The 21,193-nt window shown below is 70.7% G+C and carries 21 protein-coding genes; 13 read left to right on the forward strand and 8 right to left on the reverse strand.

Features of this window, described 5'->3' with window-relative positions:
• Positions 1-142: 142 nt before the first annotated feature.
• Together ACIQ8J_RS22955 and ACIQ8J_RS22960 are read right to left on the reverse strand one after the other, a co-directional pair.
• On the reverse strand, positions 143-301 hold the full coding sequence (locus ACIQ8J_RS22955) for a hypothetical protein (RefSeq protein WP_403272633.1): 159 nt from the start codon (positions 299-301) through the stop codon (positions 143-145).
• A complete protein-coding gene (locus ACIQ8J_RS22960) occupies positions 301-534 on the reverse strand; it encodes a hypothetical protein (RefSeq protein ID WP_403272634.1) in 234 nt (77 codons plus the stop codon). The genes ACIQ8J_RS22955 and ACIQ8J_RS22960 overlap by 1 nt, the downstream gene beginning before the upstream one ends.
• Positions 535-606: 72 nt before the next feature.
• Between ACIQ8J_RS22960 and ACIQ8J_RS22965 the strand changes: the two genes are divergently transcribed.
• The 3 genes from ACIQ8J_RS22965 to trpS all read left to right on the forward strand — a co-directional run bounded on the left by ACIQ8J_RS22965 (position 607) and on the right by trpS (position 2,750).
• Positions 607-1,251, forward strand: coding sequence for a TetR/AcrR family transcriptional regulator (locus tag ACIQ8J_RS22965; protein WP_403272635.1), 645 nt, complete (start codon positions 607-609; stop codon positions 1,249-1,251).
• A 112-nt stretch (positions 1,252-1,363) separates the two neighbouring features.
• Positions 1,364-1,492 (forward strand): DUF6126 family protein, encoded by a 129-nt coding sequence (locus ACIQ8J_RS22970; RefSeq protein WP_399049052.1) that lies wholly within the window; start codon positions 1,364-1,366, stop codon positions 1,490-1,492.
• Positions 1,493-1,727: 235 nt separating this feature from the next.
• Positions 1,728-2,750, forward strand: a complete 1,023-nt coding sequence (trpS, locus tag ACIQ8J_RS22975; RefSeq protein ID WP_403272637.1) for a tryptophan--tRNA ligase — start codon at positions 1,728-1,730, stop codon at positions 2,748-2,750.
• 37 nt (positions 2,751-2,787) lie between these two features.
• On the opposite strand, the gene ACIQ8J_RS22980 is transcribed toward trpS, so the two are convergent.
• Positions 2,788-3,696, reverse strand: a complete 909-nt coding sequence (locus tag ACIQ8J_RS22980) for a LysR family transcriptional regulator (protein WP_403272638.1) — start codon at positions 3,694-3,696, stop codon at positions 2,788-2,790.
• Positions 3,697-3,906: 210 nt separating this feature from the next.
• Between ACIQ8J_RS22980 and ACIQ8J_RS22985 the strand changes: the two genes are divergently transcribed.
• The 3 genes from ACIQ8J_RS22985 (at position 3,907) to ACIQ8J_RS22995 (ending at position 6,238) form a co-directional block, all read left to right on the forward strand.
• On the forward strand, positions 3,907-4,344 hold the full coding sequence (locus tag ACIQ8J_RS22985; RefSeq protein WP_403272640.1) for a nuclear transport factor 2 family protein: 438 nt from the start codon (positions 3,907-3,909) through the stop codon (positions 4,342-4,344).
• Between the two features lie 47 nt (positions 4,345-4,391).
• The gene (locus ACIQ8J_RS22990; protein WP_403272642.1) at positions 4,392-5,330 is read left to right on the forward strand and encodes a zinc-binding dehydrogenase; all 939 of its coding nucleotides are present in this window, start codon (positions 4,392-4,394) and stop codon (positions 5,328-5,330) included.
• Positions 5,331-5,575: 245 nt separating this feature from the next.
• Positions 5,576-6,238, forward strand: a complete 663-nt coding sequence (locus ACIQ8J_RS22995) for a transglycosylase SLT domain-containing protein (protein ID WP_403272643.1) — start codon at positions 5,576-5,578, stop codon at positions 6,236-6,238.
• Here ACIQ8J_RS22995 and ACIQ8J_RS23000 read toward each other — a convergent pair.
• Positions 6,235-6,978 carry a DUF2690 domain-containing protein gene (locus tag ACIQ8J_RS23000; RefSeq protein WP_403272644.1) on the reverse strand — a complete coding sequence of 248 codons (744 nt, stop codon included), beginning with the start codon at positions 6,976-6,978 and terminating at the stop codon, positions 6,235-6,237. The two genes, ACIQ8J_RS22995 and ACIQ8J_RS23000, sit on opposite strands and share 4 nt — an antisense overlap.
• A gap of 131 nt (positions 6,979-7,109) precedes the next feature.
• Positions 7,110-7,496 carry an SH3 domain-containing protein gene (locus ACIQ8J_RS23005; protein ID WP_403272645.1) on the reverse strand — a complete coding sequence of 129 codons (387 nt, stop codon included), beginning with the start codon at positions 7,494-7,496 and terminating at the stop codon, positions 7,110-7,112.
• Positions 7,497-7,750: 254 nt separating this feature from the next.
• Here ACIQ8J_RS23005 and ACIQ8J_RS23010 point away from each other — a divergent pair, with 254 nt between their 5' ends.
• Together ACIQ8J_RS23010 and ACIQ8J_RS23015 are read left to right on the forward strand one after the other, a co-directional pair.
• The gene (locus tag ACIQ8J_RS23010) at positions 7,751-9,367 is read left to right on the forward strand and encodes an MFS transporter (RefSeq protein WP_403272647.1); all 1,617 of its coding nucleotides are present in this window, start codon (positions 7,751-7,753) and stop codon (positions 9,365-9,367) included.
• A gap of 132 nt (positions 9,368-9,499) precedes the next feature.
• A complete protein-coding gene (locus ACIQ8J_RS23015; protein WP_403272649.1) occupies positions 9,500-9,955 on the forward strand; it encodes a hypothetical protein in 456 nt (151 codons plus the stop codon).
• Here the strand turns inward: ACIQ8J_RS23015 and ACIQ8J_RS23020 are convergent.
• Complete coding sequence (locus ACIQ8J_RS23020) at positions 9,945-10,271, reverse strand: DUF397 domain-containing protein (protein WP_403272651.1); 327 nt, start codon at positions 10,269-10,271, stop codon at positions 9,945-9,947. The two genes, ACIQ8J_RS23015 and ACIQ8J_RS23020, sit on opposite strands and share 11 nt — an antisense overlap.
• Complete coding sequence (locus ACIQ8J_RS23025) at positions 10,268-11,098, reverse strand: Scr1 family TA system antitoxin-like transcriptional regulator (protein WP_403272652.1); 831 nt, start codon at positions 11,096-11,098, stop codon at positions 10,268-10,270. The genes ACIQ8J_RS23020 and ACIQ8J_RS23025 overlap by 4 nt, the downstream gene beginning before the upstream one ends.
• 167 nt (positions 11,099-11,265) lie before the next feature.
• Between ACIQ8J_RS23025 and ACIQ8J_RS23030 the strand changes: the two genes are divergently transcribed.
• The 5 genes from ACIQ8J_RS23030 to ACIQ8J_RS23050 all read left to right on the forward strand — a co-directional run bounded on the left by ACIQ8J_RS23030 (position 11,266) and on the right by ACIQ8J_RS23050 (position 17,643).
• Positions 11,266-13,206, forward strand: coding sequence for an APC family permease (locus tag ACIQ8J_RS23030; protein WP_403272653.1), 1,941 nt, complete (start codon positions 11,266-11,268; stop codon positions 13,204-13,206).
• A 242-nt stretch (positions 13,207-13,448) separates the two neighbouring features.
• On the forward strand, positions 13,449-14,438 hold the full coding sequence (locus ACIQ8J_RS23035; protein ID WP_403272821.1) for an alpha/beta hydrolase: 990 nt from the start codon (positions 13,449-13,451) through the stop codon (positions 14,436-14,438).
• Positions 14,431-15,627 (forward strand): acyltransferase, encoded by a 1,197-nt coding sequence (locus ACIQ8J_RS23040; protein WP_403272655.1) that lies wholly within the window; start codon positions 14,431-14,433, stop codon positions 15,625-15,627. The genes ACIQ8J_RS23035 and ACIQ8J_RS23040 overlap by 8 nt, the downstream gene beginning before the upstream one ends.
• Before the next feature lie 10 nt (positions 15,628-15,637).
• Positions 15,638-16,972, forward strand: a complete 1,335-nt coding sequence (locus ACIQ8J_RS23045) for a sensor histidine kinase (RefSeq protein ID WP_403272657.1) — start codon at positions 15,638-15,640, stop codon at positions 16,970-16,972.
• Positions 16,969-17,643, forward strand: coding sequence for a response regulator (locus ACIQ8J_RS23050; RefSeq protein ID WP_403272659.1), 675 nt, complete (start codon positions 16,969-16,971; stop codon positions 17,641-17,643). Before ACIQ8J_RS23045 ends, ACIQ8J_RS23050 begins: the two co-directional genes overlap by 4 nt.
• A gap of 479 nt (positions 17,644-18,122) precedes the next feature.
• Here ACIQ8J_RS23050 and mgtA read toward each other — a convergent pair whose 3' ends face one another.
• Positions 18,123-20,849 carry a magnesium-translocating P-type ATPase gene (mgtA, locus tag ACIQ8J_RS23055; protein WP_403272660.1) on the reverse strand — a complete coding sequence of 909 codons (2,727 nt, stop codon included), beginning with the start codon at positions 20,847-20,849 and terminating at the stop codon, positions 18,123-18,125.
• Positions 20,850-21,193: the final 344 nt, after the last annotated feature.

Below are 21,193 nucleotides of genomic sequence, written 5' to 3' on the forward strand. Positions count from 1 at the left end.
GAAACGGAGTCACCTCGGACGGAAGCCCGCTCATCGCCACCGACGGCCAGATGAGCGGGCGCTGCTCCCTGGCTCAGTCCTCCGCCGAGTTGCAAGAAGCGAGACACAGCCAATAGCTGTGGACCGGTCGAGTGCCATCGCCTCAGTCAGGCCGCTTCTTTGCCCGTCCGGCCCTTCGCCAGATCACCGTCATTCCGAGCGCCAGGACGCCCAGGGCCACGACCACGATGACGACCTTGATCGCACGGTCCAGCAACAGGTGGTGAAGGAGTTCCGACGACTCCGCTCCGAGGCTGGTCATCAGCGGCCATCCTGTCGCCGCGACCGGGACGACCCGTTCTTCCCGCCCTCAAGCCGTCGGGCGGCGGCGCGCAGCCCGGCTCTCACCGCGGGGTCCGCATACCGACGCATCTCGTCGAGCCTGCCCCTGCGCTTGAGAGCCAGGGCGATGGCGAAGACCAGCAGCGCCAGCACCACGAGACCGCCCACTATCAGGCCGAACCTGATGAGCATGAGATTGAGGTACGTCTCCACGAAGAAGCCTCCAGACCGTTTTATCACGCCTGTGATAGACCCGTTGTATCACGACCGTGATAGAAAGGCTTCATGCCTAAGCACGTAGACCCGGATGCTCGTCGTCGCCACGTCGTAGACGCGTTGTTCCGAGTCGTCGTCCGTGAAGGTCTGCATCGCACCTCGCTTCGAGCCGTCGCCGACGAGGCCCAGCTCAACATCGGTTCCCTGCGCCACTACTTCGCCAGCCAGCAGGACCTGATGCGGTTTGCGATGCAGTCGATGCTCGACCGGGTCGAAAGTCGACTGCTCGAACACGTTGAGCGGATCGGAGACCTGGGCAGCCGCCCCCGCCCCGAACAGCTCCAGCTCGCAGCCGGGTTCCTGGCCGAGCTTCTGCCACTGGACGAGCACCGCCGTGCCGAGGTCACCGTCTTCCTGGACTTCAACACCGCTGCCCGCACCAACCCTGCCTTCGGCGACCTGTCGCGCCAGGCCGCCGAAGGCACGAGAAAGCTGGTGCGCCGCGCGCTCGTCCGGCTCGACGCGGCAGGCGCCCTGCGGCCCGGCCTCGGCCTCGACATCGAGACCGAGCGGCTGACGGCGCTCCTGGACGGACTCAGCCTCAGGGCCGTCCTGCATCCCGAGATCCTGAACCCGCGGGCATGTGCCGATGTGCTGCTCACGCATCTGGGCGATCTGTCACTGCCTGCTGGGACTCCGGACTCGGCGCACTGACCGCAGCGCCCGCTGACACTGGCCTGGGACGTGGCGCCTCAGACGGATCTACGGGCGGCACCGCCCCCGGCGAACCCCCCCCCGTACCCTGGAACGGACCCAGGAGGTGGCCGTGGCCGACAGTGAGAAGAGTCAGGAGCGCAGCATCGCCCTGCGTGCGGGCTTCTATATCTTCGGCACCCACGTCTTCGCCGGATTCGTGTGGCTCCTCTTCTACGTGGGGAGCCACGCCCACAAGTAGTGGACCTTCGACACTGGAGGCCCGGCACCCCGCCCGGCTACAGTGGACCCATGTCGTCCGCGTCGCAGTCCTCCCGCCTCTGCTGGTGGCGCTCCTCCTAGGAGCGGCCGCCACACACGCACGACGCCATCAGCGGGCCGTTCTCACATGGACGGCCCCTTTTTGTTGCCCTCGCTGGTTCCGCAGTGGGCGCCGTCCAGGCCCGCCCACCCCGCTGCCCCACGAGGAGCCCACCATGAACACCGCCACAGCCGCCGCTACCACCCCCGACCGCATCCTCACCGGCGACCGCCCCACCGGCCCCCTCCACGTCGGCCACTACTTCGGCAGCCTCCAGAACCGGGTCCGGCTCCAGAACGAGGGTGTCGAGCTCTTCCTCGTCATCCCCGACTACCAGGTGCTCACCGACCGGGACGTCGCAGACCGGCTGTCCGAGCACGTGGAGGGCCTCGTCCTCGACTACCTCGCCGCCGGTGTCGACCCCGACCGCGCGACGATCTTCACGCACAGCGCGGTCCCCGCCCTCAACCAGCTGCTCCTGCCCTTCCTGAGCCTGGTCTCGGTCGCCGAGCTCGGCCGCAACCCCACCGTCAAGGACGAGATCGCCCACTCCCGCCAGGCGGCAGTCTCCGGCCTGATGTACACGTATCCCGCGCACCAGGCCGCCGACATCCTCTTCTGCAAGGCGAACCTGGTCCCGGTCGGCAAGGACCAGCTCCCGCACCTGGAGCTGACCCGCACGATCGCCCGCCGTTTCAACGAGCGGTACGCCCCCGTCTTCCCCGAGCCGCAGGCGCTGCTGTCCGACGCGCCCCTGCTGCTCGGCACGGACGGCGGCAAGATGAGCAAGAGCCGGGCCAACTCCATTGCCTTGAAGGCGAGTTCGGAGGAGACCGCGCGCCTGATCCGTGGCGCGAAGACCGACGCGACGCGCCGCATCACCTTCGACCCCGACAACCGCCCCGAGGTCAGCAACCTCGTTCTGCTCGCCGCGCTCTGTCAGGGCGGCCGAGATCCGCACGCCGTCGCGGCCGAGATCGGCGACGGCGGGTCGGCCGCGCTCAAGGCGACGGTCACCGAAGCCGTCAACGACCACTTCGCCCCCCACCGCGCCCGCCGCGCCGAATACGCCCAAGATCTCGCGTACGTACGAGAGTTGATCCGTAAGGGCAATGAGCGGGCCAACCAGATCGCCGAGACCACCCTCGAAGAGGTGAGGGAGGCAATGGGCACGTTCCGGGCGGCGGCGTTCCGTTAGGGGCGCGGCCAGCCACGCACGGTCCGCAGCCGAAGGCTCACGTCGGCGAGTGGAGCCAGCCCTCCGTGCGGGCCGTTTCGGAGGCGGTGCGCAGGAGGTGGGCGACGGCGGGGCGGCGGGCCGGCCCGCGCGTCAGGAGGTGGAGTTCGATGGCCGCCGCCGGGCGCAGCGGCCGCCACGTCAGGGTGCCCGGAAGCCCGTCGACCGCCGACTCCCCGATGACGGAGACGGCCTCGCCCCGCACCACGGGAGTGTGCGCGGCGTCGAACGACAGCTGGCGCAGCAGGAGTTGGGGCGAGAGCCCGGCCCGCGTGAAGATCGCGACGATCGCGTCGTAGTGCCCGGGGTTGGCCTCGCGCGGATGCACGAGAAGCCGCTCGCCCGCGAGCGAGGCCACCTCGACGGACTCCTGCGCCGCCAGCGGATGGGAGGTGGGCAGCAGCACGCCCTGGGGTTCGAGGCGTACGAGGGTGCGGACGAGTTCCGGGGCCGGGGGCGGGCAGCGGACCAGGCCCGCGTCCAGGGTGCCGTCGGCCACCCCGGCGACGATGTCGGCGGTGGTGAGCAGCCGGGTGGTGACGGCGAGGTCCGGGTGGCGTTCGGCGAGCGCCGCGAGCAGGCCGGGCGCGGTTCCGTACCCGGTGCTGGTGCTGTACCCGAGGGTCAGCGCGTCCCGCTCCGACTCGGCGAAGCCGCGTACGTCGCGCCAGAGCCGGTCGGCCTCCGCGCACAGCTCGGCGCCGCGCTCCATCAACAGCCGCCCGGCCTCGGTGGGTTCGACGGAGTGCGTGGTGCGGTCCAGGAGCCGCACCCCGAGTTCCTGTTCCAGCTGCCGGATCTGGCGGCTGAGCGCGGGCTGGGCTATGTGCAGACGTTCGGCGGCGCGCGTGAAGTTCCGCTCGTCGGCGACGGCGAGGAAGTAGCGCAGACGGCGGAGTTCAGACATGCCGAGCAGCATACGACCGGGCTTGAGCAGCGGTTATGCCGGTACGGCATGGGGCGGTCCCGAACAGGTCTTTCCCTTGGCCGGGCCCCCGTTCCTAGGGTTCAGGTGTCGGAAAGAGACACCGCGAAAACAACCGCGAAAACAGCCGCTGAAGCATTCGCGAGAACAACCGCGAAGCAACCGCGCAACGACCCGAGGGATCAGACAGACATGAGCATCGACACCGCCGCAGCCACCGCCCCCGCGAACGTCACCGAGGCCAGCCGGGCCGTGGTGCTCGCCTACATGGACACCCTCGTCACCGGCGACTTCGACGCCCTGCGCGACTTCTTCGCACCGGACGTGACCTGGACGCTCGCCGGTGACCTGCCGCTGTCGCGGACCTGGAACGGGCCCGGCGAGATCCTGGATGAGTTCATTCCGTCGATGATGTCGCGGCTCGTGCCGGAGTCGATGGAGTTCGAGTTCGAGGGTGCCATCGCCGACGGCGAGCGGGTCTTCGCCGAGTGGAACACCCGGGGCCTCGCCAAGTCGGGCCTGCGCTACGACCAGCACTGCCTGGCCGTGTTCACCATCCGGGACGGGCGGATCGCCGAGGTGCGCGAGTACTTCGACACGCTGCACGCCAAGAACGTCGTCTTCGTCTGAATCCCACCGCGTCCGAAACCCGCCGCCACCCCTGAGAGGCAGCCGTCATGAAGGCAGTACTGCCGGGATCCCCCGACGACGCGGGCAAGCCCGTCATCCTGGGCGAGGCGCCCGAACCAGCCACCAACGACGGCGAGTTGGTGGTCGCGGTCGAGGCGTACTCGGTCAACCGGGGCGAGACCTTCCAGCTCGACGGGCAGCTCGACCGTACGTGGCCGGGCTGGCGGCCCGGCAAGGACGTGGCGGGGACGGTCGTACGCCCCGCCGCCGACGGGAGCGGGCCCGCCGCCGGCACCCGGGTGGTGGCCCACCCGCCGGCGTTCGGCTGGGCCGAGCGCGTCGCGGTGCCGAGCACGAGCGTCGCCGAACTCCCCGACAGTGTCGACGCGTTGACCGCCGCCGCCCTGCCGCTCGCCGGGATCACCGCGCTGCGGCTGCTGCGCGCGGCCGGTCCTGTCGCCGGGCGCCGCATCCTGCTCACCGGCGCGAGCGGCGGAGTCGGCCATTACGTCACCGAACTCGCCGCGTCGTCCGGCGCGGCGGTCACGGCGGTGGCCGCGACACCCGAACGAGGCTCCCGCCTGGTCGATTTGGGCGCGACCGAGCTGGTCACATCCGTCGCCGACGCCTCGGGTCCGTACGACATCGTGCTCGAATCGGTCGGCGGCGATGCGCTGCCCGCCGCCCTCGCCCGCCTCGCGCCGGGCGGCCTGCTCGTGTGGTTCGGCCAGGCCAGTCGCACCCCCGTGACCCTCGACTTCTTCGACTTCTTCAAGGGCCCGAAGCAGGCCCGGCTGGCCCACTTCGACTACACCGCCTCCGACACGTCGTACGGAGCCGACCTGGCCACGCTGGTCCGCCTGGTGGCCACCGGGCGGCTGCACCCGGAGATCGGCTCGGTACGGGACTGGTCGCGCACGGCCGAGGTCATCGCCGATCTGCGGGCCCGCAAGGTGCGGGGAAACGCGGTACTTACCGTGTCCTGAAAGGGAGTTGGGCTGGTTCCTCACGCGCGGCGGTCCCTCACGCGGCGCTGCCTCCCCCGCGCGGGGGAGGCGGATGGTTCGCGCGGGGGATGGAACGGGCCGCGCGGTCCGCGAACCTTGAGGGGTACGGGGGAAGCGGACGGGGGAGTGGCGGCGACAGTGGCCCGACAGGGCCCTGTCCGCCGCCACGGCAGAAGTCCTCGCCTTCGTGGCGGCGGCGAGCGGAGGCGTGTTTAGCTGAGGGGATGGTGAAGGCTGAGGGCAAGCGGGGCGTACGGATGCGGTGGCTGGTGCTGCCGGTTGCCGCGTTCATCGCGTGGGGGTGTGTGCGGGGTGGCGGCACGCCGCAGTCGGGGGGCCCGAAGCAAACGCCCTCCGCCTCGGCCGGCCCGTCCTCGTCCGCCGCGCCGAAGCCGGGCGGCACGTACGACCCCGCCGACTACGCCCCGCAGGTGCGGACGTACGCGAAGAAGGCGAGGGTGAGCGCGCAGCTGCTGATGGCGATCCTCTACAACGAGGACTACAAGCCGCACGACGCGGCCTTCGAGCGGAGCTGGCAGAAGTACAAGCCGGATGCGGCCTTCGGCATCGCGAACATGCACCGGGCCGCGTTCGACGAGACGAAGCGGGGGCGGGACTTCGCGTCCCGCAAGTGGGAGGAGCTGCCGGACGACCGGGGGCTCGCGGTGGAGGCGGCGGCCTGGTACCTCCACGACATGTCCGAGCAGCTGCCCTCGCACTGGGCGGGGCCGTACACGCGCGACGAGTTGATGGCGCTCGGCTACAACGCGGGCGGCGGCAACATGGCGGCGTTCGCGCGCGGTGTGAAGCCGGGGAGCCAGGCGTCGGACTACCTGTCGCGGCTGCGCGGCAACTGGGACAAAGCCGGTTCGGCGGTCGCGGGCTAGGGCGTGTCCGGCGGCACGTCGCCCGTGCACAGCATTTTGTGGGCGACCTCGGCGCACGCCTCGGCCTCCTGCGGGTCGGGGGCGACCAGCATCGGGCTCTCGGTGTCGGTGCCGGTCGAGCTGTTGCGCACCTCGGACCAGATGGTGTCGCAGGACGGGCTGTAGCGGAGCTTCACCGCGTACGAGGCCGTCGTCAGCGCGCTCTGCGTGCGGGCGTCGGTGCGGCAGGGGGAGACGGCGGGGTCGGCGCCCTGGCAGCTCGTACCCCGGCAGGCGGGCGACGCGGCCGGCGTGGGGCTCGCGGTGGGGCTGTGCGGGACGGCGGCCCAGGCGGCGCTCCCGACCAGGGCGAGGGCCGCGGCGACGGTCACCGTCCGGCGGCGCGGCCGGCGGGACGGCGGTGCGGACAGTGCGGACGGCACCTCGGGTGCCTCGGCCGCGTGGGGTTCCTCCGGTTGCGGCGGGGCCACGGGCTCCGGGGGTCGCACCGCCCGGTCCCAGAGGTCGAGGACGCGGCCGTGGTGGTCGGGGCCGCCGAGGGCCCCGAAGGCGTCCACCGCGCTGCGGGGCGGAAGGTTGTCCCCGTTCAGATAGCGGTGCCAGGCCGATTTGCTGTACGCAGTGCGGGTGGCCAGACCGGCCAGGCTCAGGCCCAGGGTCTGCTTGAGGTGCCTCAACTCCTCGATCAGCAGCCTCATTTCGGGCCGGGTCGACTCGGGCAACTCTCGCCACTGGGTCACGCGGTCCCTCCAAAAAGTCCACAACATCCCGTTCAAGGGGCATCTGTACCCCTGAGGGGCCGGAGCCAAGCTCCGGCCCCTGGGGCGAACGGGCGAAGTTGTGGGGGATCAGCTTCCGGCCGTCCCGCTGGTCAGCACCACGGCACGGCGGGCGTGGCCGGAACGCGGACGTAGCGGGCGGAGACATAGCGGACGTGCTGTCCGGCCAGGCGGTACCAGACGCGGTTGCCGCGCACGGACGCCCCGTACGTCTTGCAGACCACCGTCACCTTGCGCCCCGAGCGCATGGTGGCGGTGGTCCGGTAGGTGAGGCCCGCGCCGGTGCGGACGTGCAGCCGATGACCGCGCGGGGTGACCACGACGCCCCGTACGTGCATCTTGTGGTGGTGGTGATGGGTGTGGGCGACGGCCGCGGTTGCCGGCGCGGCCGTGGGGGCGGCCGCCATGGCGGTGGTCGGGAACAGGGCGAGGGCGGCGACGACGGCGACGACGCTGTTGCGCACGGTGCTTCGGTTCATGTGTGTCTTCTCCAAGGTGCGGGGTCCCCGAGTAAGTGACCCTGTGTCAGCAACTGTGTCCGGAGGGCGACGCGAAGATTCGTCCCATTCGTTCCTGGGACGAAACGGGACGGGGTGGTGGGGCGCAGGCCGTCCCTGGAGCCGCGTGCGATCGCTCGCGGCCACGGGGCGTTCACTCGCGTGGCGGAACGCCGGAGCCTCACTTAGCGTGAGGAAGGGGCCGTCACCGAGGAGACAACCGAGGAGAACGGCACATGGGCCGTCACACCAAGGACGCCGTCGAGGAAGGACGCGCGGAGCGGATAGCTGCCGCGTCGGAGCAATTGGGGACATCGGATCGGCCACCCGCGCTGCCCACCCCGCCACCGGTCGCCGCGTACGCCGGTGAAGGCGCGGCCCCGCCCCGGGCGCCGCACACCGGCGCCAGGCACGAGCACCGCTGGCTCGTGCTCGGTGTCATCGCGCTCGCCCAGCTCATGGTCGTGCTCGACGCGACCATCGTGAACATCGCGCTGCCCTCCGCGCAGCGCGACCTCGGCTTCACCGACGGAAACCGCCAGTGGATCGTCACGGCGTACGCGCTCGCCTTCGGCTCGCTGCTGCTGCTCGGCGGACGCATCGCCGACCTCGTCGGGCGCAAGGTCGTCTTCCTCACCGGACTCGTCGGCTTCGCGCTCGCCTCCGCGATCGGCGGCGCCGCCCCCAACTTCGACGTACTGGTCACCGCCCGCGCGCTGCAAGGCGTGTTCGGCGCGCTGCTCGCGCCCGCCGCGCTCTCGCTCCTCACCACCACGTTCACCGACCCGAAGGAACGCGCCAAGGCCTTCGGGATCTACGGTGCGGTCGCCGGTACCGGCGGCGCGGTGGGGCTGCTGCTCGGCGGGCTGCTCACCGAGTATCTCGACTGGCGCTGGTGCCTGTACGTCAACCTCGTCTTCGCCGCGCTCGCCTTCCTCGGCGCGCTGCGGCTGCTGTACCCGGGGGCCCCGCCCGACCGGCCCCGGCTCGACATCCCGGGCACCCTGCTCGTCTCGGCCGGACTGTTCTGCATCGTGTACGGGTTCTCCAACGCGCAGACCCATGCCTGGAGCTCGGTGCAGACCTGGGGATTCCTCGCGGTCGGCGGGGTGCTCCTGGCCGCGTTCGCCGCGTGGCAGACCAGGGCGGCCCACCCTCTGCTGCCGCTCCGGGTCGTCCTCGACCGGGACCGGGGCGCCTCGTACCTCGCCATGTTCATCTCCGGCGCGGGCATGTTCGGCGTCTTCCTCTTCCTGACGTACTACCTCCAGCAGATCCTGCGGTACTCCCCGGTACAGACCGGGCTCGCCTTCCTGCCGATGGTCTTCGCGATGATCGTCAGCTCGGTGACCGCGCAGAACAAGCTCGTGCCCAAGCTCGGGGCGAAGCCGATCGTGCCGCTGGGGATGGGGCTCGGCGCGGCCGGGCTCGCGTGGATGACGGCGCTCGACGCCACGAGTGGGTACGCCACCCATGTGCTGCCCCCACTGCTCGTCATGGGTGTCGGCATGGGCCTGATCTTCGCGCCCGCGATGAGCGTGGCGACGGCGGGAGTGGCCGCGCACGACGCGGGCGTCGCCTCCGCGATGGTCAACACCAGCCAGCAGGTGGGCGGTTCGATCGGTACGGCGCTGCTGAACACCCTCGCCACGAGTGCGGCGGCGAACTATCTGGTGGGCAAGCAGCCCACGCCCGCAGTGCGGGTCTCCGCGCAGTTGCAGAGTTACTCGACGGCGTACTGGTGGTCGGCGTCGTTCTTCGCACTGGGTCTGCTGGTGTCGGTCACCCTGTACCGCAAGGGGCCGCCGCGACCGCACCTCTCCGAGGGGGCGCCAGGACCGGCCCACATGTGAACCCGGCGGGAGGCAATGACATTTGTCCTCCCGCTCTCAGGACGGTTCACTCTGCCGCCCACCCCCGCCCGGACGGGAGGATCAGTGATGTCGGCAAGGGCCGGTCACTGAGGCAAGCGGGAGGGGCACACCATGAGCGCCACGGTCACGATGGAGAAGCCGGTTCAGGTCGAGGTTCGGGCCGAGGCCGAGGGGGCCGCCCCTCTCAAGGGCCTGCCCAACTGGTACTTCCCGCTGGTCGGCATCTTCGCCGGGATCTTCGACATCGCCCGCGCCTACCCGGTGCTCTACGCCCTGATCCCCGTCGTCGCCATCGTCCAGATCGTGCTCGCCTTCACCGTCCTGAAGGCCCGCATCCGCTCCATGAAGAAGCTCTGGAAGAACAAGCGCACCCGCCTCCTCGCCGTCGGCCTCGTCGCGGTGCGCTTCGCCATCCGCTACGGGCTCGGCCTCGCCGGCCTCGCCCTCGGCGCGGCGGCGGGCCAGCTCACCCTCGGCATCGTGATGGCGGTCATCGGTACGGCGATGGCCTGGGGCGACCAGTGGCTGATCCTGCGCACCCTGAAGCGCGCCGGAGTCACCGCCTGACCGCCTCCACGAACCGCGTCCACGCGGCAGCCCCAACTACCAGCACAGGCCCCTCCGGGGCCTTTTTGCTGTCCCGTACCGGGACGACGCTCTCGTAGCCGTCGGCCACCTCGACGCAGCTCCCGCCGTCAGCATTGCTGTACGAAGACTTGCGCCAAGCGCCGTCGGCCACCTCGACGCAGTTCCCGCCCTCAGCATTGCTGTACGAGGATCTGCGCCATGCGCCCTCCGCCACTTCCAGGCAGTCGCCGCCTTCCTCGTTGCTGTACGAGGACTTCCGCCAGCGGGCAGTGGCCAGGGAGCGCGATATGTTCATGGTGCGTAGTCCTCCATCGCCGCCTGGATCATGGCCAGGGACGCCGTCGGCGACAATGCGACGGCCCTGGCGAGATCGTAGGCTTTGATGTAGCTCGCCACCAGGGCCGGTGTGTCCAACAGCTGGCCAGAATGGGCCGCTTCGAGGTAGATGACCGGTGGTGCGTCGGCGAACGTCATCACCTTGACCGACGCGTGCATGAGAGGCAGCGGCCCCGCGTCGAACGGCAGCAGCTGAACAGCCACAGCCCCTGTACTCGCCAACTTGCAGATGTGGCCAAGCTGTTCGTACATCACCTCGGCGCCGCCCACCGGGATCCGCAGCGCGGCCTCGTGCAGAATGCACCACAATTCCGGGGCCGTTGGGCCATCGAGCAGCTTGGCCCGTTCCATGCGCGTCGAGACGTTGAGCTCGACGTCCTCCTCGGAGGCGAACGGTCGGCCCGCGCGGGTCAGGGCGCGGGTGTAGGCCGCAGTCTGTAGCAGGCCCGGCACCACCATGGGCGTCCAGTGGAAGATCGCGGAGGCCATGGCCTCCAGCTCCGCAGCCAGGCGGAAGTACTCCGCATGCTGCGAGGCCTGCTCCATCGCCTCGCACATGCGGGTCAGGATCCCGTCCGTGTGGAGCGCGGCGTCGAGGCGCTTGGCCATGTCCTTGGGCGGGCGCCGGGTCGCGGACTCCATTTGGCCGATGTACGCGCCGGAGCAGAAGACGAGCGCGCCCAGGTCTTCCTGGGAGAGCCCGGCGGCCTCGCGTTTGCGGCGCAGCTCGCTGCCGTAGAAGGCGCGGGGCGAGTCCCACGGGTTGAGGTCCTTGGGTCGCGTCATGGGCAACTCCCTTGTGCAGCAGGGTGGTTGTGGGGACCGGACGTACTGCCCAGAGAGAATAGCTCCGCAGGGTCACCGTTCGCACACGGAACGTGAAATCACCCGTATGGCGTCACCCGGTGCGGCAAACCATTAGATATGCGGCATTCCAGCTAGTTTCCTCAGTTATGGGAGTTTCGAGTTCCGCGAAGCGGATGCTGGTCGGACGGCCGCTGGACACCAGCCGCCTCGGGGAGACGCTGCTGCCCAAGCGGCTCGCGCTGCCCATCTTCTGCAGCGACCCGCTCTCGTCGGTCGCGTACGCCACTGAAGAGATCCTGCTGATCCTCGCCCTGGGCGGAGCCACGCTGCTTCATCTGACCTGGTACGCCGCCGCGGCCATCGTCTTCCTGCTGGTGGTCGTGGTCGCCTCGTACCGGCAGACCTGTTACGCCTATCCGGGCGGCGGCGGCGCCTACATCGTCAGTTCCGAGAACCTCGGGCCGACGGCCGCGCTCACCGCGGCCAGTGCGCTGCTGGTCGACTACGTACTGACCGTCGCCGTGTCCGTCGTCTCCGGAGTCGCCGCCATCACCTCCGCGATTCCCGCCCTGAACAGTCATCAAGTCGCCCTGTCCGTAGGGTTCGTGGTGATTCTCACCGTGATGAATCTGCGGGGGGTGCGCGAGTCCGGGCGGGTCTTCGCGATTCCCACGTACGGCTTCGTGTTCGTGATCTACGTGATGTTCGCGTTCGCCGCCGTGCGCATCGCCACCGGCACCACCATCCGCGCCGAGTCGGCCCATCTGCCGATCCAGGCGGCCGGGAGCTACGCCGGGATCGCCGTGGTGCTGCTCGCGATGCGCGCCTTCGCCTCCGGGTGTACGGCGCTGACGGGTGTGGAGGCGATCAGCAACGGCGTACCCGCGTTCCAGAAGCCGAAGAGCCGCAACGCCGCCAACACCCTTGCCGCGATGGGGGTGTTGTCGGTCACCATGTTCGCCGGGATCACCGCGCTCGCCATGGTGTACAAGGTCCATGTGGCCGCCGATCCAACGGAGTTGGGGCTGCCGCCCGGCACCGCCACCTCCACCGCGCTCGCACAGATCGCCCGCGCCACGTTCGGGCACGTGGACATCCTGTTCTACCTGGTGCAGGCGTTCACCGCGGGCGTGCTGATCCTCGCCGCGAACACCGCGTTCAACGGCTTCCCGATGCTCGCCTCGATCCTCGCCCGGGACCGGTACGCGCCGCGCCAGCTCTACAACCGGGGCGACCGGCTCGTCTTCTCCAACGGCGTCGTGCTGCTCGCGCTCGCCGCGATCGGCCTGATCGTGATGTTCAACGCCGAGCTGTCCCGGCTCATCCAGCTGTACATCATCGGAGTCTTCGTCTCCTTCACGCTCTCGCAGGCCGGGATGGTCAAGCACTGGCGCAAGGAGCTCGCGACGCCGAAGGGGCAGGAGAACCGGCGGCACATCCACCGCTCGCTCGCCATCAACACGGTCGGCGCGACCATGACCGCGATCGTCCTCGTCATCGTGCTGATCACCAAGTTCACGCACGGCGCCTGGCTGGTGATCATCGCGATGCCGCTGCTGTTCTTCGGGATGAAGGGCGTACGGAACCACTACGACCAGGTGGCCGAGGAGGTCGCCGTCGAGCCGGACGCCAAGCCCCGCAGGCCCTCCCGCCACCACGCGTTCGTGCTGGTCTCGGCCGTGCACGCGCCCACGCTCAAGGCGATCGGCTTCGCCCAGGCGCTGCGGCCCGACACGCTCACCGCGCTGACGGCCGCCGCCGACGACGACGCGGTGCGGCTGCGCGAGAAGTGGGCGGCGTACGACCTGGGCGTACCGCTGACCATCATCGACTCCCCGTACCGGGAGGTCGTCGGGCCGGTCCTCGCCCATGTGAAGGCGACGGCCGACGCGGATCCGGGGGCGATGGTGTCGGTGATCATCCCCGAGTACGTCGTGGGCCACTGGTGGGAGCAGCCGCTGCACAACCAGAGCGCGCTGCGGCTCAAGGCCCGGCTGCTGTTCATGCCCGGGGTGACCGTCATCGACGTGCCCTACCGGGCCCGGTCCGCCCGCGAGGAGGAACCCGTCAAGCCGCTGAAGGGATGACCGCGGGGGTGCACCCACGGTAGGGGGTGGGTCCTGCCCGTAGTACTCGGGAGGCACCCCCTAGGTCTACGGAGCTACCCGGCAAGTGTGGTCTCCAGTGCGACGCCGACGACATGGCCCGATCCATAGCTTCGGTACCGGCAGAAAAACTCCGGTACGGAAGGCTCATCATGGCGTCGCGCCCGCTCGGCAAGCACCCGCACGGCCCGCGTCCCGACGGCTCGCAGCAGCGCAACAGCCGTATGGGCAACGGCCGTTCGCGTATCGGCCGTTCGCGCGGTGGCCGTCTGCGTATCGGCCGTCTGCGCCGCACCCTGATCGCCGTGTTCGTCGCCGCTTCGGTGGCCGTGCCGGTCTCGGGTGCGGCCCGGCCGGCCGCGGTCCCGGCGCCCGCCCCCGCCGCCCTCGCCCCGCTCTCGGTCTCCGGTCTCGACACCCGGTACGCGGCCAACCGCGCCGGCATCCTGGCCGCCGAGAAGATGGCCGAGGACCACGGGGACCGGCGCAGGGCCCGCGCGCTGGACGCGATGGCGGACCCGGACCGGCGCTTCCTCTCCTTCGACGGACGCGACGGCGGACGCACCGCCGAGGTCTTCGGCGACCTGGCGCACGCCGAGAAGATCGCCGTCTTCGTCCCCGGCTCGGACACCAACCTCGACATGTACGGGCGGCTGCGCAGCGGCGCCGAGGCCCTGGCCGCCGAGCTCGGCCCGAAGGCCGCCGTCATCGGCTGGATGGGGTACGCGACCCCGGGCACGGTGAGCACGGAGATCCTCACCCCGGACCGCGCCGATGACGCGGCCCCTCAACTCACCGCATTCATGAGGGAGTTGAAGACGGTCAAGCCGGCGGCCCGCAGCTCCCTCGTCTGCCACTCCTACGGCTCGGTCGTCTGCGCGAAGGCCGCCTCCGGCGTCGAGGTCTCCGACATCGTCCTGTACGGCAGCCCCGGCACCGGCTTCGACACCGCCGCCGCAATGCACACCTACGCCACCGTCTGGGCGGGCCGGGGCGCCGACGACTGGATCGCCGACGTACCGCACTCCAGCCTCGACCTCGGCTTCGTGACCATCGGGTTCGGCGCCGACCCCGTGTCCCGGCACTTCGGGGCCCGCTCCTTCGACGCGGGGTCCGGCGGCCACAGCGACTACCTGAAGCCCGGCTCCGTACCGCTCAAGAACATCGCCCGGATCGTCGACGGACAGACCCCGCTGGAGGGCCGCCATGCGTGAACTAGTCGAGCGGATCGAGGCCGCGACCCCGGCCGACCGCGACCGTGCCGTGGACGCGCTGCGCGCCTTCGCGATCCTCGGGGTGGTGATGGGGCACTGGCTGGTCACCGCGCTGGTCTCCGACAGCGGCACCGTGCACGCCGCGAGCCCGCTCCAGCACATGCCCCAACTCGCCCCCATATCCTGGGTGTTCCAGACCCTGGCCGTGTTCTTCCTGGTGGGCGGGCAGGTCGCGACGAAGAGCTACGAGTCCGCCCGCGCCCGGGGCACGACGTACGGGCAGTGGCTGCGGGCCAGGCTCGGGCGGCTGTTCAGGCCGGTCGCGGCCGTACTCGTGGTGTGGTCGGTCGCGGCGGGCGCCATGCTCGCCTCGGGCGTGGGCCTGGACACCGTGCACACCCTGGTCAAACTCGTGCTGTCCCCGCTGTGGTTCCTGCTGGTGTTCGCGGCGCTGACCGCGGCGACCCCGCTCGTCTCCAAGCTGCACCCGCTGTGGCCGCTCGCGGTCGTCCTGTACGTCGACATCTACCGCTTCGGATTCGACGGGGCGTCCTGGACCGGCTGGATCAATCTGCCCGCGGGCTGGCTGGTGCCGTACTGCCTGGGCGCGCTGTGGGCGCGGCGCGGCGCGGGCACCTCGCTGCGGACGGCCGGGTGGGTACTGCTGATCGGCGGCGCCGCCGGGACCGCGCTGCTGGTGCTGTTCGCGGGCTATCCCGCCTCGATGGTCGGGGTGCCGGGGGCGGCGATCTCCAACCTGAACCCGCCGACGCTGGCCGCCGTCACCTTCGGACTCGCCCAGTGCGGTGCGGCCCTGCTGCTGCTCGGGCCGCTGCGCAGGGTGCTGCGGCGGCCCGCGCTGTGGGCGGCGGTGGCGCTGGTCAACCTGTCCGCGATGACGATCTTCCTGTGGCACCAGACCTCGATGATGGCCGTCACCTGTCTCGGCCTGCTCGCGGGCGACGCGCTGCCGGGACTGCACACCGTGCCCGACAGCGGCGGCTGGGTGCTCGCCCGGCTCGCCTGGCTGCCGGTGTTCGCGCTGATGCTGACGGTGTGCTGGCTGACGTTCCGTACGTACGAGCAGCCCAGGCGGGGTGCGGGAGCGCGTGCGGCTGCGGGTGCGGCTGCGAGCAAGGTGGTGCGCCAAGGGCGTCCTGCCCGGGTGCGGGCGGTGCGGGGTGCCTAAGGTGAGCGTCATGAAGCCGGGGGACACTGAACGGGAGCGGGGTGTGCGGCCGCGGGTGGCCCAACAGGGCCTGAAGCAGTGGCTCGTGGCGGCCCTGCGGGCGGCGCCGGGCACCCTGCGCGAGGACCTCCTGGCGACGACGCCCGAACCGCTGCCGCACCGGAACGAGCCGGGCTGGCTGGCGTGGCGGCCGGCCATCGCGGTACCGCTGGCGATCGCCGCGCTGATCATCATGGTCGCGGGCACCCTTCAGTACGCCCGCAGCTACCAGCTGGGCGCGGGGGTGGGCCTGGTGCTCGCGGGGATCCAGTCGGGCGCGCTGGTCGCCGCCCTGTACCGGCCGCTGCCCGCCTGGTGGGCCACGACGGGCGTCATGTTCGCGGCCGCGGTGATCGCCGAGTCCCAGGTCGACCCGGGCGCGATGTACCCGTGGACCGGACCGGGGATCCCGCTGCAGGCGGGCGTCCTGTTCCTGCTCGCGCTCAGGCACCGGCCCCGGGTCGCGGTCGAGACGCTGCTGATCAGCCTGGGGGCGGGCGCGCTCTGCGCGGCCCTCCACAGCCGGCCGCACACCTCGCCCAGCGCGGGGCTCGCGTTCGTGTTCTTCACGATCGCCGTGGTGGTCGGGGCGGCGCTGCGCGGCCGCCGGGTGGCCCGTACGCAGCTCGTCGCGCAGGAGGAGATCACCGCCGAGGAGCGGGCCCGGCGCACCCTCCTGGAGGAGCGCAACCGGATCGCCCGCGAGCTGCACGACGTGGTGGCCCACCACATGTCGGTCATCTCCATCCAGGCGCAGGTCGCCCCGCACCTCGTGGAGAACCCGTCCGACGAGCTGAAGGAGAACCTCGCGGGCATCCGGCAGAACGCGGTCGAGGCGCTGACCGAACTGCGCCGGGTGCTGGGGGTGCTCCGCTCGGAGGACCCGGCGGCGGACGGCGTACGGCACGCGCCGCAGCCCTCGCTGGACCGGCTGGACGAGCTGGTGGCCAATGTGCGGGGTGCGGGCCTTGAGGTGACGGCCGAAATCCTGGGCGCGGCCCGGCCCCTGTCGCCCGGGGTGGAGCTGTCGGCGTTCCGGGTGGTGCAGGAGGCGCTCAGCAACGCGATGCGGCACGCGCCGGGGGCGGCGGTGCGGGTGGTGGTCGCGCACCATAGCGCGGAACTCGTGGTGCGGATCACCAACACCGCGCCTGACCGGCCCGTCGCGCCGTCGCCCGGCGCCGGGCACGGGCTGCTCGGCATGCGCGAACGCACTGCCATGCTGGGCGGCGAACTCGCCGTGGGTCCGACCTCCGACGGCGGTTACGAAGTCACCGCCACGCTTCCGCTGAAGGGCACCCCATGACCATCCGCGTCCTGATCGCCGACGACCAGATGCTGGTCCGCCAGGGATTCACGGTTCTGCTCAACGCGGAGCCGGACATCGAGGTGGTCGGCCAGGCGGTCGACGGGCTCGACGCGGTGGCCAAGGTCGCCGAACTCGCCCCCGACGTCGTCCTGATGGACATCCGGATGCCGGAACTCGGCGGCATCGAGGCGACCCGGCGCATCACGGGGCCGGACGGTGCGGCGGTGCCGGTCAAGGTGCTCGTCCTGACCACCTTCGACCTGGACGAGTACGTGTACGAGGCGCTGCGCGCGGGGGCGTCGGGGTTCTTGCTGAAGGACGCCTCAGCGGCTGAACTCGCCCAGGCGGTAAGGGTGGTGGCCTCGGGGGAGGCGCTCTTGGCGCCCAACATCACCAAGCGGCTCATCGCGGAGTTCTCCCGGATGACGCAGGTGCCGCGGGCTCCGCTGAAGGAGCGGGTGGGCGATCTGACGGAGCGTGAGACGGAGGTCCTGACGCTGATCGCCCAGGGCCTGTCCAACGCGGAGATCGCGGCGCGGCTGGTGGTGGCCGAGCAGACCGTGAAAACCCACGTGAGCCGCATCCTGATCAAGCTCGGCCTGCGGGACCGTACGCAGGGGGCGGTGTTCGCGTACGAATGCGGGTTGGTGCGGCCGGGGGGTGCGTGAGGGGACCCCGGGGCTCCGCCCCAAACCCCGCCGGGGGCTTCGCCCCCGGACCCCCCGGGGGTTGCCCTCCCGCCCGCCCGTGCGGCGGGTTGAAAGGCTGAGCCCTGGGGCGGTGCCCGAGACCCCGGCGGGGGCTTCGCCCCTTGCACCCCTGGCTGGTTGCCAACCCGCCTGCCAGTGACGGGCGTTGGGAAGGCCGGCCCCCTGGGGCTGCGCCCCAGACCCGCTCGGGGGCTCCGCCCCCGGACCCCCGGGGGTTGCCCACCCGCCCGCCCGTGCGGCGGGTTAAAAGGCTGAGCCCTGGGGCTGTGCCAGACCCCGGCGGGGGCTTTGCCCCGCGCCCTGCCTCCTCGCGGGGGCGCCGCGCTCGTCGGGGTGGTGGGCCCTCGCGGCCGCAGTCGCCGATGGTGCTCGGCCGACCACTGGTGCCTAGCCTTTTCAACCCTGCCGAACGGGTGGGCGGGGTGGGCAAAAGGCCCCTACAGCCAAGCCCCCTCGCGGCGGATGTACCACGTCTTCACCAGCTGCGTCAGTGTGCAGTAGGCCAGCAGGACCCCCACCAGCCACGGGAAGTAGCTCATCGGGACCGGGACGAAGCCGATTGTCGCGGCCAGGGGGGAGAAGGGGAGGAACAGGCCGGTCGCCACCGCCAGGATCGTCATCGTCATCACCGGCCACGTCGCCCGGGACTGGATGAACGGGATCCTGCGGGTGCGGATCATGTGGACGATCAGGGTCTGCGACAGCAGGCCCTCGATGAACCAACCCGACTGGAACAGCGCCTGGTTCGACTCGCTGTTCGCGCCGAACACGTTCCACATGATGACGAACATCGCGATGTCGAAGATCGAACTGATGGGCCCGATCGTCACCATGAAGCGCCCGATCCCCTTGGCGTCCCAGTTGCGCGGCTTGCGCAGGTAGTCCTCGTCCATCCGGTCCCACGGCGTGGCCAGCTGGGCGATGTCGTACACCAGGTTCTGCACGAGCAGCATGATCGCCAGCATCGGCTGGAACGGGATGAACGCCGAGGCGACCAGGACCGAGAAGACGTTGCCGAAGTTCGAGGACGCCGTCATCTTGATGTACTTGATGGTGTTGCCGAAGGTGGTCCGGCCCTGGACCACGCCCTGCTCCAGGACGGTCAGGTCCTTCTCCAGCAGGATGATGTCCGCCGACTCCTTCGCGATGTCCACCGCCGTGTCCACCGAGATGCCGACGTCCGCGTCCCGTAGCGCCGCCGCGTCGTTGATGCCGTCGCCGAGGAAGCCCACCGTGTGCCCCTCGGCCTGGAGTGCCCGTACGATACGGGCCTTCTGCACCGGGTTGACCTTCGCGAACACCGTTGTAGTGGCCGCCAGTCGGCGCAGCGCCGTGTCGTCCAGCGCGTCCACGTCCGGGCCCGTCACGACCGTACCGACGTCGATGCCGACGTCCGCGCAGACGCGTGCGGCGACCAGTTCGTTGTCGCCGGTGACGACCTTGACCGCGATGCCCTTGTCGGCGAGCCCGCGCAGCGCCGCGGCCGCGTCCGCCTTCGGCGGGTCGAGGAAGGCGAGGAAGCCGACGAGGGTCAGGCCGGACTCGTCCGCGACGGTGTAGGTGTCCCGCGGGGACCGCATCGTCCGTGTGGCGACGGCCAGGACCCTGAGGCCCTCGCGGTTGTTGTCCTCGGCGGTACGGGTGACGTGCCACCGGAGCTGGTCGGTGAGCTCGCTTCGCTCGCCCTGGTCCATCAGGTGCGTGCACAGGCCGAGGACCTCCTCCACCGCACCCTTGGTGATCAGTACGTGTTCGGGCCGCCCCGCCCTGCCCACCAGGCTGTTGCGGCTGAGGACCACGGACATGCGGCGCCGGGCGAAGTCGAAGGGGATCTCGTCGACCATCGTGAACCGTGCGTCGACGACAACCTCCTCGGCCTCGTTGACGCGGTCGATGACCGCCTGGTCCATGAGGTTGCGCAGGCCCGTCTGGAAGTGCGCGTTCAGGTACCCGTACTCCAGGACCTCGTTGTCCTGCCTGCCGTGCACGTCCAGGTACCGGTCGAGGACGATGCGGTCCTCGGTGAGCGTGCCCGTCTTGTCGGTGCACAGGACGTCCATCGCGCCCAGGTTCTGGATCGCGTTGAGCCGCTTGACGACGACCTTCTTCTTCGACATCGCGACCGCGCCGCGCGCCAGGTTCGCGGAGACCACCATCGGCAGCATCTCGGGGGTGAGCCCGACCGCGACGGCGATGGCGAAGAGGAACGCCTCGTTCCAGTCACCCTTCGTCAGCCCGTTGATCGCGAACACGACGGGGACCATCACCAGCATGAAGCGGATGAGCAGGAAGCTGACCTTGCGCACCCCGTTGTCGAAGTTGGTCTGCGGACGCTCGCCGACGAGCGAGCCCGCCATGGACCCGAAGTAGGTGTCCGCGCCGGTGGCGACCACAACTCCCGTTGCGGTACCGGAGGTTACCGAAGTGCCCATCAAGCACAGGTTGTCCGCCTCGACGGGGTCGCCGCACGTGTTCCGGTTGTCCTCGCCGGCCCGTACGTCGGCCTTGGCGACCGGCAGCGACTCGCCGGACAGGGCGGCCTGAGAGACCATCAGGTCCTTGGCGCCGATCAGCCGGAGGTCCGCCGGGATCAGGTCGCCGGCGCCCAGCTTGACCACGTCACCCGGGACCACCTGGTCCATCGGCACCTCGACGGTGGTCGACAGCGCGCCGCGCCCAGCCCGGCGCTGCACGGCGGTGGTCGTGGTGACGAGCTTCTTCAGCGCGTCGGCGGCCCGCCCCGAGCGGAACTCCTGCCAGAAGCGCAGCAGTCCGCTGATGGCGACCATCGTGGACAGGATGACGACGCCGGGGTCCGCCGGGTCCTGCCAGTACATGACGGCGGCGAGCAGGACGAGTACGGCGATGAAGGGGTTCGCGTACGCCCTGGCGAGCTGTGCGTACCAGCGCGGGGCCCGCTCGTGGGCGACCACGTTGAGGCCGTGCCGCTCCTGGCGGTCGAGCGCCTCGGCCTGGCAGAGCCCGTCGCGGTCGACGCCGTACTCCTTGAGCACCTGTGCGGTGGGCTGCGCGGCGATCTCGGTGAGGCGGTCGCCGACGGTCCGGGTGCGGGCCGCCGGCTCGGCGGCCCTGCGCTCACGGCGGCCGCGGCCGCCCGGCGGCGCGAGCTTCTCGGGCGTGGGGGTAGGGGTGAGCATGGTCATGGTGAATCTCCCTGGGGGCCTCGATGCGGGCAGGGGGGTGGGCATGGGGGTATGGCAACGGCGTGCGCGAAGGCGCACGCCGCGAAGGAAGGGAAAGGGCCGGTCGGTCAGCCGACGGGCACGGCGCGGCGAGGACTTCGGTCGGGACTCATCCCGAACACCTCCTCGCTGCGGGCACGGCGACAGTGACGGCCGTGCGGGTATTTGCGTCGATTCGAAAGTAACATACTTGCGTCGATGCGAAAGTAGGCTGACGGCGGCCGGTCCCGAGATCGTGCTTTCGGCCGGGCGGGGCCTGGCCCAACGGCCGATCCGCGGCGTCCGCGCCGCCCGGCACCATCGGG

Source organism: Streptomyces sp. NPDC094147, assembly GCF_044764265.1.
Taxonomy (GTDB): domain Bacteria; phylum Actinomycetota; class Actinomycetes; order Streptomycetales; family Streptomycetaceae; genus Streptomyces.